The 11,500-nt window shown below is 28.2% G+C and carries 10 protein-coding genes and 1 other annotated feature; of the genes, 8 read left to right on the top strand and 2 right to left on the bottom strand.

Features of this window, described 5'->3' with window-relative positions; all coding sequences use genetic code 11:
• Positions 1-287 precede the first annotated feature (287 nt).
• A complete protein-coding gene (locus KIB46_RS07755; RefSeq protein ID WP_156562269.1) occupies positions 288-1,151 on the top strand; it encodes an ATP-binding protein in 864 nt (287 codons plus the stop codon).
• A 246-nt stretch (positions 1,152-1,397) separates the two neighbouring features.
• Here the strand turns inward: KIB46_RS07755 and KIB46_RS07750 are convergent, their stop codons facing one another.
• The gene (locus KIB46_RS07750) at positions 1,398-2,267 is read right to left on the bottom strand and encodes a Cof-type HAD-IIB family hydrolase (RefSeq protein WP_291671351.1); all 870 of its coding nucleotides are present in this window, start codon (positions 2,265-2,267) and stop codon (positions 1,398-1,400) included.
• A gap of 183 nt (positions 2,268-2,450) precedes the next feature.
• Between KIB46_RS07750 and KIB46_RS07745 the strand changes: the two genes are divergently transcribed.
• From KIB46_RS07745 to KIB46_RS07730, 4 genes are all read left to right on the top strand, one after another.
• Positions 2,451-3,023 carry a metallophosphoesterase family protein gene (locus KIB46_RS07745; RefSeq protein WP_291671350.1) on the top strand — a complete coding sequence of 191 codons (573 nt, stop codon included), beginning with the start codon at positions 2,451-2,453 and terminating at the stop codon, positions 3,021-3,023.
• A gap of 14 nt (positions 3,024-3,037) precedes the next feature.
• Positions 3,038-4,375 (top strand): MATE family efflux transporter, encoded by a 1,338-nt coding sequence (locus KIB46_RS07740; RefSeq protein ID WP_156562263.1) that lies wholly within the window; start codon positions 3,038-3,040, stop codon positions 4,373-4,375.
• A 65-nt stretch (positions 4,376-4,440) separates the two neighbouring features.
• On the top strand, positions 4,441-4,629 hold the full coding sequence (locus tag KIB46_RS07735) for a DUF4250 domain-containing protein (RefSeq protein WP_156562260.1): 189 nt from the start codon (positions 4,441-4,443) through the stop codon (positions 4,627-4,629).
• 325 nt (positions 4,630-4,954) lie between these two features.
• Positions 4,955-5,190, top strand: a binding site (T-box leader).
• A gap of 112 nt (positions 5,191-5,302) precedes the next feature.
• A complete protein-coding gene (locus KIB46_RS07730; protein WP_156562258.1) occupies positions 5,303-5,815 on the top strand; it encodes a tryptophan transporter in 513 nt (170 codons plus the stop codon).
• Positions 5,816-5,875: 60 nt separating this feature from the next.
• On the opposite strand, the gene KIB46_RS07725 is transcribed toward KIB46_RS07730, so the two are convergent.
• Positions 5,876-6,580, bottom strand: coding sequence for a polysaccharide deacetylase family protein (locus KIB46_RS07725; RefSeq protein ID WP_156562256.1), 705 nt, complete (start codon positions 6,578-6,580; stop codon positions 5,876-5,878).
• Positions 6,581-6,903: 323 nt separating this feature from the next.
• Here KIB46_RS07725 and KIB46_RS07720 point away from each other — a divergent pair, with 323 nt between their 5' ends.
• From KIB46_RS07720 to KIB46_RS07710, 3 genes are all read left to right on the top strand, one after another.
• A complete protein-coding gene (locus KIB46_RS07720) occupies positions 6,904-8,178 on the top strand; it encodes a uracil-xanthine permease family protein (protein ID WP_156562254.1) in 1,275 nt (424 codons plus the stop codon).
• A gap of 169 nt (positions 8,179-8,347) precedes the next feature.
• Positions 8,348-10,576, top strand: coding sequence for an EAL domain-containing protein (locus tag KIB46_RS07715; RefSeq protein WP_291671349.1), 2,229 nt, complete (start codon positions 8,348-8,350; stop codon positions 10,574-10,576).
• A gap of 65 nt (positions 10,577-10,641) precedes the next feature.
• Positions 10,642-11,463 carry a SpaA isopeptide-forming pilin-related protein gene (locus KIB46_RS07710; RefSeq protein ID WP_291671348.1) on the top strand — a complete coding sequence of 274 codons (822 nt, stop codon included), beginning with the start codon at positions 10,642-10,644 and terminating at the stop codon, positions 11,461-11,463.
• The last annotated feature ends 37 nt before the right edge of the window (positions 11,464-11,500 follow it).

Here is an 11,500-nt window from a genome sequence, read left to right as displayed (position 1 = left end):
CGACAATCATCTTTTTAAAATCATCAGTATATCTTTTTCCTGTTTCTCTCATCTTTGAACACACCTCTCTATTTATAGTTTAATTGTTTTATCTAAAATGTGTCCATAAAAATATACTAACACCATTTAAAATTGTGCGACAATATATAAATATAAAAACATGTAAATATAAAAATATATAAATATATAAATATATAGTAAAAAGCTACTTGGAAACAAAGATAATATTATTTCAATTGAAAAAATATTATGTGATGATATAATATCATGTGTACGAGGTGATATAGATGAGTGGAATAGCAGGAACAGGTTGTGAAAGAATAATTCCAACAGAGGAAAAGAAACCTTTAGAAGAAATAGAAAAGAGCATTATAAAAAGATATAGAAAGCCAATTTGGTCAAAGTTTATAAAAGCTATAAAGCAATATGATTTAATACAAGATGGAGATAAAGTTGCTGTAGCAATTTCAGGGGGGAAAGATAGCCTACTTATGGCTAAATGTTTCCAGCAGCTTCAAAGATATAGTGATGTTAAGTTCGATTTAGAATTTATAGCTATGGATCCGGGATATCATCCACAAATAAAGGCTTTACATAAAGAAAATTTAGATTATTTAGGAATACCAGCTCATATCTATGATTCTAAAATATTTGAAGTTATAGATAAAAAAGCACAAGATTACCCATGTTATTTATGTGCAAGAATGAGAAGAGGATCACTTTATGAAAAGGCTAAGGAACTTGGGTGTAATAAATTAGCTTTAGGACATCATTACAATGATGTAATTGAAACAACTATGTTAAATATTCTTTATGCAGGTAACTTTAAAACAATGTTACCAAAGCTTAAATCTCAAAACTTTGAAGGCATAGAGTTAATAAGACCTTTATATCTTATAGAAGAAGAAGCTATAAAGAGATTTATAAATTATAGTGGAATATGGCCATTAAATTGTGCTTGTATGGTAGCAGCAAAAAAAATAGGCGGTAAGAGATATGAAATAAAAGAGCTTATTGCAAATCTAAAGGAAAACTTTAACGATGTAGATAAGTCTATATTCAAAGCTGCTGAAAATGTAGCTATGGATTCTATTTTGGGATGGGAAGTAGATGGAGAAAAGCATTCATTTTTAGAGCGTTTTGAAGAATAGTTGTATGTAAAAAAAGAAGCCATATATATGACTTCTTTTTTGATGTATAGAAAAGTATAAAATTTTAATTAGCTATAACTCAAAGGCGTTATTATAATTTCATATTAAAAAAATATAAAATCAATGATAGTAATTTTATAATTTCCTTACCTTTGGTATGAGTGGGGGGATATTTGTTTTGATGTGACTTGGAGCGTAGCGACGGAACAAACAAAATAAATATCCACTCCACCTTTTTTTATTTATTTATTTATTTAAAGCGAAAGTTTTAATAGCATGTCCAACACCACTTTCTAAGTTAGTTAGCGTTGTGTATTTGCATAAGCTTTTTATTTCATTATTAGAATTTCCCATTGCAACACTATGATATGCATGCTCAAACATTGATACATCATTATAGTTATCGCCAATTGCCATTGTATCATCTAAAGAGATATTAAGGTGGTCTGCAATAAATGACAATGCTTTCCCTTTAGAAGTTTCATGGTTTTGAAATTCAAAGTTGTTATATGCTGAAGAAACAACATTTACCCCCTTAATTTTAGAGGATTCAGCAATTCCATTTTTTATTCTATTAGGATCAAATGAAAGAGCAGATATATTAAATAAATCAGTATTTAGATTTAATATATCCCTATATGAATCTACGAATAGTACATCTTTACCATCCTTTTCGATTAAACTTACTAGAGAATCTAAATGATTTCTATCTAAGTCAGGAATAACTAATTTATTTCTGTGAAATTCATCAGTAAGACGTTTTGAAATATCTTTAAAGTGTATTCTATATTCATCCGAAGAAAGGCTATAAGGATAATTATTCGATTCTAAAAAATCTAGTATTTCCTTCACTGTATCTTCTTTTATTGGATATGAGCAAATTTTTTTGTTATCTCTAACTGAGTAAGCACATGACCCATTATCTGTGATTATGTAATCAGGTTTGAATTTAGATTTAGATAAAAGTTCAAGAGCTGCAGTGTATTGTCTTCCTGTAGCTACAATGACTTTAATACCTGAATTTTCAGCTTTATTAATCCATTCTAAGTCATATTTTGATATGGTTGAATCTGGTTGAAGTAGCGTGCCGTCTAAATCTGTTGCAATTAGTTTCATTAAAAAAGTCCCCCTACGAAAAATGTTATATTTATATTGTACTATTTTTGGATAAAAAAGTATATGGACTACATGATGTTTTATCCCAAAATGTATTAGATTAAAGTTGGGATTAAATATGGAAAAATAAGTATCAAAAAACTATAATATAAAGATAATAGTATTTAAGAAGGTGATTTTATTATGAAGGTTGCTATAATATCTGATGTACATGGTAATGTAGAAGCATTAAAATATTTTATAAATTATATAGATGAGAATAATATAGAAACTGTTCTTAATTTAGGTGATATAATGGGTGGAGCTAATCCTAAAGAGGTGTTGAAGATAATAATGAATGACAACAGGTTCATAAATGTATGTGGTAATCATGAGAGTAATTTATATTATATAGATGAAGAGCTTTCAAAAGAAGAGCTAAGATGGATAAAAAATATACCTTTAAAAAGAGTAGAAGAAGTAGCAGGAAAAAGGTTTTTAATGGTACATAGCAGGATGAATAGTAATACGGATATACCTTACTTATATAATGGAAGGATATTAGAAGAATTTTTAAGTGATTATAATGGGGAATGGGATTATGTATTATTTGGTCATACTCATTATCAATGTTATTTATCCTTTTATGAAGGCAAAGTTATGATTAATCCTGGATCGTTAGGGTTATCATACGATGAAAAGATAAGCTTTGCAGTAATTGATATTGATGATGAAAGGTTTAATATAGAGTTTAGGAAAATTGATTACAAAAGATAGTAAGGAAGGTACATATGAAGAAAATTAATTTATTAGAAGACAGTATAGGATCTTTAGCTGTAAGATATATGATTCCGAGTGTTCTAGGAATGCTTGGGTTATCTATGTGTATATTTTTTGATACTATGTTTATAGGAAGAGGAATAGGAAACTTAGGTTTAGCAGCACTAAATGTAGGTATTCCTATGTACAGTATATTTAATAGTATAGGATTAATATTTGGAGTTGGAGGAGCCACTGCACTTTCAATTTCAATAGGAAAAGGAAGATTGGATTCAGCAAACAGTATTTTTACATTTTCAGTAATATCATCATTTATATCAGGGGCGATATTATCTGTATTTGGAATTATTTTTTTAGAGCAACTTTCATTATTTTTAGGTGCGTCACAAGAAACTTTACCATTAGTAAAAGAATACTTAGCAGCTATATTATCATTTGGAATAGCTTTTATTGTTATACAAACTCTTTCTGTATTTGTTAGAAACGATAATAATCCCAAATTGGTAATGTGGGCTGTTATTTGTACTAATCTAACTAATATTATTTTAGATTATGTATTAATTTTTCCATTAAATAAAGGAATGAGGGGGGCAGCTCTAGCTACATCGATAGCTCAATTAGTAGGGGTAAGTATACTATTATTACATTTTATATTAAAAAAGAATTCTATACATTTACATATATTACAATACAAAAAGTCATTAAGATATTCAAAAAGAATTATCTTAAATGGTATACCAAGCTTAGTTAATGAAATGTCTGCAGGAGTTGTTATTTTTATATTTAATATAGTTTTGGTAAAAATAGGTGGAGTAGAGGCAGTTTCCGCCTATAGTATAATTTCAAATGTAGCATTAATTTTTACTGCAATATTTAATGGAATTTCTCAAGGGATTCAACCTATTATAAGTATGAATTATGGAGCAAAAAAGATAGATAGAGTTATATCTGCTTTTAAGTTGGCTAGAAAAATTTCATTTGTTTCTGGAGTTGTATTTTTTATAGTTGGGGTATCTAATCCTGAATTTATAGCGAGAATATTTTCTAGTAATATAGAGGGGATTCTAGATATTACTTGTAGTGGAATAAGAATATATTTTTTATCCTTTATTGTAATGGGGGTAAATATAGTATCTATAGGGTTTATGCAATCTATAGAAAGGTCAAAGGTATCAACTATAATATCTTTAGTTAGAGGATTTATATTAATTTCTATAGTAATAGTAATTATGTCATATATTATGGGATTAACAGGGGCATGGTTAACTGTACCAATAGTTGAAAGCATCACTTTGATATATACAATTATTATCATAAAGAGAGATAAATCTATATATCTACAAAAATAAAAGTTGAAATGATTTTTTGTATATGTAAAATATAAATTATATAGTTAAACTAAGAAGGTGAAAGAATGGATAGAGAATCAATAATGGCTATGGACCCTAATATTTTATTAAGTGTTATAAATATGAAACTTAGAGATACTTTTTCTTCATTAGAAGAGCTATGTGAAGATATAGATATTTCAGAAAAAGAAATTTGCGAAAAATTAAATACTATTGGATGTACTTATATAAGAGAAATAAATCAATTTAGATAAAAAATATTTAAAAATTTCAAACTATAGTATATAGGCAAGTCTATGGGTTATAATACTAATATAGGTAAAATTTATGTTTGGAGGGTCGTAGTATGAATATGAAAAAAACAGGAAAAGTTTTAGTACTTTTAGGAGCATCAGCAGCTTTAATAGCATCATTAGTTAATGATAAAAAAACTAAAGCACAAGGAGAAAACAATAATTAGGTTACAGAAAAAATAAAAAGTTGTATTATAAATTCTAATATTGTAGTGGTTAAAAGAATTACTAAAAGCAAGTGTAATATATTGACAAAAATACAAAAGATGCATATTATAATATTAAGATAAATCCTTTGAAGAGGGATAGTAACCAGGTGCAAGGTTAAAGAGAGCTGATGGTGGTGGAATATCAGTACTGTAGCTAATGGTGAATGGGCCTTTGAGGAGCAAGATGAAATCTTTAGAGAGAGTAGTTAAGCCGTGGGTTGCACGTTACAGCAAATAGAGTATGTTAGTACTTGAAATTAGAGAGGTGTTATACACAATTTAGGTGGTACCGCGGAACATATCCGTCCTATTAATTTAGGGCGGTTTTTTTATTCTATTTAATAAGTTTGGGGCGTGATTGATATGTTATGAAATGAAGAGTGGAAATCAGGATAAGAAGTATTTAAAATTAGGGGGAATTTAAAATGGATACAAAGAAAATGGTATTAAACGCAATTTTAATTGCAATAGGAGTAATATTACACGCAATAAGCCCATCTTTTGGGTTACCAGCTCAACCGGATTTTGCACTAGCAATGCTTTTTATAATAATGTTAATTAATAGAGATTATAAAACAACTATATTTGCAGGAATAATAATAGGTATATTTACTGCATTAACAACTAAATCACCAGGTGGGCAATTACCTAATATTATAGATAAAGTTATAACTTGTAATGTAATGTATTTATTAATGATTCCATTAAGGGAGAAAGTAAGCAATAATATTCAAGGGATAGTACTATTTGTTTTTGGAACATTATTAAGTGGGACTGTATTTTTAACCTCGTTAGCACTTATATCAGGATTGGAAGGAGCTATATTAACAACTATATTTGCAGTGGTAGTTCCTACAGCAGTGGTAAATGTTATTGCAGGAATGATTATATATAAGATAGTCGAACAAGCTATGAGAATTACTAAATATAATATATAGATAATTCTAACGTTTCATGTTAATTAGAAAAAACCTAGAAGTTATTCTAGGTTTTTTCTATTAATGTTTCATAAAATGAAACATTTCATCAGTATCACTTGAAATTGTTTTAAATGTATAGCCATTATCTTTATAGTATTTTATTATATCAGGTAAAGCTTTTGCAGAGTTTTTATTCATGTAACCACAATGCATAAGCAAAATTATATTATTTTTATCACTTTTAGCATGTTTTATATAAGTGCTTGGGCTAGCATTGTGATTAGCACCATCAGTACTATCTACATTCCAGTCGTAAATTTTTAGGTTATTTTCATGTAATGAGTCAACAAGTGTTTTCTTTAAATGATAAGAATTGTTATTGCAACCAAAAGGAAATCTTAATATAGAAGGACTAATACCACATGCATTATTTATGGTTTTTTGACACTCTAACATTTCTTTTAAAAACTCTTTATCTGAAGAATATAGCTTTGATTTACTATGAGACATACTATGTAGTCCAAGTGAATGTCCTTCATCAACCATACGCTTAATTAGTTTTTCTTGTCCTTTTATTTGATCACCAATTAAAAAGAATGTAGCAGGAACTTCTTCTCTTTTTAATATGTCTAGTACCTCAGTGGTTACTTTACCACCAGGCCCATCATCAAAAGTAAGATAAATTACCTTTTCTTCTTCAGCCATTGTATAAATTGAAAAAAAGCTTAATGTAAAAATAAAAACACATACAAAAGCTAGAAAAGAGTATTTATTTTTTTTCATATGTATCACCCTCTATAAATATTTATTACTTAGTATGTTCCTATAAAAAAAAAATATCCATTAAAGAAAAGTGTAATATTTTGTTGTTGAATTACTTGGGTTACTATGATATACTTATGGAAGTTTAAATAAAAAATTAAAATTCTTTAAAATGGTCCAGAGAGGCTAGTAAGAAGAAAAAATTATGGTTATATAGGCATATTATAACTTCTTACTGCCATGTAAGAAGTTTTTTATTTTATTAAAACCTTTTAATTCAAGTCCAGAGAGACTGAAAAAGGGAGAAAGAAATTTCTCCTTATAAATATTAAGGAGGTAAAAAGATGTCAGAAATGATACTTTCAGCAATTGAAAAATCAAAAGGTAGAACCTTAAAGGAAAAGGTAATGAGATGCATTTTGGCATTACAACATTTAGTTGCAATGTTTGGAGCAACTGTATTAGTACCATTTTTAACTGGATTAGACCCATCAGTAGCTCTATTTACAGCAGGATGTGGAACATTAATATTTCACTTATGTACTAAAGGAAAGGTTCCTGTATTTCTAGGATCATCTTTTGCATTTATACCAGTAATTAAAGCAGTTAGCGATGCATATGGTGATTTAAGTTATGCACAAGGTGGTATGTTTGTAGCAGGACTTATATATGTAATAGTATCTTTAATAATAAAGAAGGTTGGAGTTGGAAAAATAAAAGCAATATTACCGGCACAAGTTGTTGGACCAATGATTATGGTAATTGGATTAAATCTTATGCCAACAGCTATAGATATGGCAGCAAATAACTGGACATTAGCAATTATAACATTAGGTGTTACTTTAATAATAAAATTCTTTGGAAGAGGATTTACAAAGCAGATTGCAATATTATGTGGTGTAACAGTTGGATATATAGTAGCTTTAATAATGGGAGAAGTTCAAACAGCTGAAATAGCAAGCGCAGCAGTATTATCAGTACCATCATTTACATTACCAAAATTTGATGTTGGTGCAATACTGATTATTGCACCAGTAGTACTTGCAGTATTTATGGAACATATAGGTGATATTACTACTAATGGACAAGTTGTAGGCGAAAACTTTATAGAAGATCCAGGTTTAAATAGAACATTACTTGGAGATGGATTAGCAACTATAGCTGCATCACTTTGTGGTGGACCAGCTAACACAACTTATGGTGAAAATACAGGGGTTTTAGCAGTAACTAAGAACTATGACCCATCTATTCTTAGAATAACAGCAGTATTTGCAATAGGATTAGCTTTTATAGCTAAGTTTGGAGCTGCAATAAGAACTGTACCAGAAGCTGTTATGGGTGGAATAAGTTTAATGTTATTTACAATGATTGCAATAGTAGGACCTAAGACTATAAAGAGTGAAAAAGTTAAATTTTCATGGAATAACATAATAGTTATGGTTGTTATATTATTCCTAGGATTAGGAGCTTCATATGTAGAAACTAATTACAATATAATTTTAGGAATTAAGATTACTGAACAAGTAGCTATTACAGGATTAAGCTTTGCAGCATTAGTTGGAGTAATATTAAACTTAGTTTTAACATGGATAAGCAATTTGTTAAATAGAAATAAATAATAGTTTTGATAATAAAAGTCTTGAGATTATTTAATAATTTCAAGACTTTTATTTTTGATTAATTATTATCAAGTATTACCTTTATATAACACATTTGTATATAAAATAAAGTTGTGATATGGTAAAATTTAATTAAGGGAATGGAAAGTTCAATATTACGGAGGGCTTTATGAGGGACTTAGATAAAACTTTTAATATGCTCGTAGCAACAACTATTATAGTAACTGCTATAACTTTATATAAAGGAAATACAATTTTTAATCTTATACTGTTAGGTATATTATCTTATCAATTTTTTATTTATAGAAAAATTCATTTCCTTAAGTTATCTATAGACCATGGAAAATACGAAAAAGCATTAGGTGCCTTAAATGGAGCAGTATGGGAATGGTTTGATGACTATAAATTACTTTTTATATCTAGTAGATATAAAAAAGTGTTTAAGACTGAAAATAATATTGACTCATTCGATAGGTTATATGAGTTTATAGATAATAGTTATAGGGAATATATAAAAAACTTTTTTACAGAAATGATAGATAAAAAAATTGAGGATGAATTTATATTAGAATTTAAGACTATAGATATAGAGGGGCAACAACTATATATAGAATGTTCAGGAAAAGGAAAAATAAAAGATAACAAATATGAGTTAAATGGTATTTTTATTGATATAACAGAAAAGAAAAAACAAGACGAATTACTAAGGATAAGTGAAAGAAATTATAGGAGAGCCTTAGAAGGTAGTCAAGATATAATGTTTTATTTAAAGGTTGATACAGGAGAGTATATTATAAATGATAGGGAAGGTCTATTGTTTAATAATCATGAAGCTCAATGTAAAATCTCAAATGAGAGTTGGGTAAATTGTATTTTACCAAAGGACAGAGGGATTTATATACAAAGGTATGAAGAATTCTTGAGAGAAGAGAAAGAATATTTTTCAGTAGAGTTTAGGGTTGAAAGTAAAAAAGGCGAAATTATATGGATAAAACAAAAAGGGAAAAGGATATTAGAGGATGATGGACTATACATATATGGTTCTATTAGTAATATAAGTGATAGCAAAGAAAAAGAAATGAAGATATATTATATGAGTCATTTTGATGAAGTTACTAGAATACCAAATAGAAGATATTTTATAGAAAAATCTAAAAAAATGCTAATTCGGGCTAAGAGAGATGAAAAGGATTTTGCAATTGTTTTTTTAGATTTAGATAATTTTAAATATGTTAATGATACTTTTGGACATGATGCAGGAGATAACCTTTTAAATAGTTTTTGTGATAGTTTAAATAGTGTTGTAAATGAAAAATGTTTATTAGCTAGGTTTGGTGGAGATGAATTTATAATAGCAATAGGAGATATAGAAGCAAAAGAAGAAGTAGTAAAAATACTTAATGATATACTAGATACATTTAATAGACCTTTGAAAGTGGTAGGTAAAGAAATTTATTGTACAGTAAGTATAGGAGTTAGTTTTTACAGAACTGATGGAAAAACTGTACAAGCATTGTTGAAGAAAGCTGATATTGCAATGTATAAAGCGAAAGCTAATGGAAAAAATAGATTCTGCGTATTTAACAAGGAAGTTTCAGATGAAATAAATAGAGAATTAGCTGTGAAACGTTGCCTAAGAAATGCCTTAGATAATGGAGAAATATATTTTGAGTTACAACCTAAGTATTGGTGTAAATCTAAAAAGATAGAAGGATTTGAATGTTTAGCACGATGGAAAAGTAGTGAATTAGGTTATGTGTATCCAGATGAGTTTATACTTGCATCAGAAAGTACGGGAGCTATAATTGATATAGGTAAATATCTGATAGATGACGCATTTAAAAAGTGTAAATATTTAACTAGTATTGTAGATGATAAATTTAAAGTGGCAATAAATCTTTCACAAGTACAAATACGAGATATGAAACTTTTAGAATATATAAAGCAAAAGATTTATGAGTATGATATAGACCCTGCAAACATTGAATTTGAAGTTACTGAAAGTATTATAATGAAATCAGCAGAGCGTAATATAGAGATGTTAAGAAAGATAAAAGAGTTAGGTACAACTATAGCTTTAGATGACTTTGGTACAGGATACTCATCTTTAAATTATTTAAAAAGGTTACCTATAGATAAAGTTAAAATAGATAAAAGCTTTATATCAGATATAGGAATTGACTTAAGAAGTGAATTTATAATTGAAAAAATTATTGAATTAGCTCATATGCTTAATTTAGAAGTTGTTGCAGAGGGTGTAGAAACTAAAAACCAACTTAATTATTTAGAAAAAGTTAATTGCGATATAATTCAAGGATATTATTTTAGTAAACCTTTAGGATTCGATAAGTTAGTTAAAGGTTTTGAAGAAGATAAGAGGCTAGTATTTAACAGGTAAAATAATCACATATCTCTTTAGTTTGTCATATTTTATTAATATAGGAAAACTAAGGAGGTTTTTTTGTGAGCGAAGAAAAGGGGAAAAGAGTTTATTGTACTAACATGCAAGATGATGACCCTATTATAGAGAAGTTTATGAAAGAATATTTACAGGAAAAGGAAGAGGTAAAACAAGAAGGAAAAACAGAAGATATAGTAGTAAATTTTGATATATCATATCCAGATGGTAGATGCGAAACTCATACTTGTGGGTCAGAAAGTTATGTTTTTGGAGAAAATGATGATAATTGTATTAATAGCAAGATAGAAGCAGAAGAAATGAAGTGCTATTATAGTGATGCAGACATAAATGTTACAGAAAAGGAATATGATGCGTCAGAAGATGATCATATTTGCAATGAGTGTAAAGAGGAAGAACATGTAAAACAACAGCCGTGCAATTTAAATACTAGTGAATATTATGAAGAGTATGAAAGTCAAAAGTGGTTAAACTGTGAAGATGAGTGGAGTGAAAATAATAATTGCGGATACTCAGTTAAGGATAAGAAATATAAATGCAAAAAAGAGGTAAAGGGAGTTATAACTGTAATTTCAGTTTTGCATAGTAAAGAAGGAACAAAAATAAAGGGCGTAAAAGTTAATCTTTATAAACTTAATGGAATATGTCCAGAGCTAGTAGATTCAAAGGTTACTGATTGTGATGGTAAAGTTGTATTTTGCAATGTTCCTGAGGGAGCATATAGGGTTATAGAATTAATTGATAAGAGATACTTTGAAAAACCTCAATATATAAATTGGAATGAGGTCACTATTGATGAATGTACAACAGAAAGTTGTATTTATGTAATTAATAAAGTTAAGAATAAAAGAAAATGTAGACGATAGTTAATTAATCAATAAAAAAGGCTTTGAAGAATAAGCC

The organism is Clostridium sp. (genome assembly GCF_018372875.1).
GTDB lineage: Bacteria > Bacillota > Clostridia > Clostridiales > Clostridiaceae > Clostridium.
This window is presented reverse-complemented; position numbering and strand designations above follow the sequence as displayed.

Bases quoted from the DNA above. Each gene is read 5' to 3' on its own strand.
- KIB46_RS07735 (WP_156562260.1), top strand. From the start codon at position 4,441: ATGGATAGAGAATCAATAATGGCTATGGACCCTAATATTTTATTAAGT.
- KIB46_RS07715 (WP_291671349.1), top strand. From the start codon at position 8,348: ATGAGGGACTTAGATAAAACTTTTAATATGCTCGTAGCAACAACTATT.
- KIB46_RS07755 (WP_156562269.1), top strand. From the start codon at position 288: ATGAGTGGAATAGCAGGAACAGGTTGTGAAAGAATAATTCCAACAGAG.
- KIB46_RS07730 (WP_156562258.1), top strand. From the start codon at position 5,303: ATGGATACAAAGAAAATGGTATTAAACGCAATTTTAATTGCAATAGGA.
- KIB46_RS07745 (WP_291671350.1), top strand. From the start codon at position 2,451: ATGAAGGTTGCTATAATATCTGATGTACATGGTAATGTAGAAGCATTA.
- KIB46_RS07750 (WP_291671351.1), bottom strand. From the start codon at position 2,267: ATGAAACTAATTGCAACAGATTTAGACGGCACGCTACTTCAACCAGAT.
- KIB46_RS07720 (WP_156562254.1), top strand. From the start codon at position 6,904: ATGTCAGAAATGATACTTTCAGCAATTGAAAAATCAAAAGGTAGAACC.
- KIB46_RS07725 (WP_156562256.1), bottom strand. From the start codon at position 6,580: ATGAAAAAAAATAAATACTCTTTTCTAGCTTTTGTATGTGTTTTTATT.
- KIB46_RS07740 (WP_156562263.1), top strand. From the start codon at position 3,038: ATGAAGAAAATTAATTTATTAGAAGACAGTATAGGATCTTTAGCTGTA.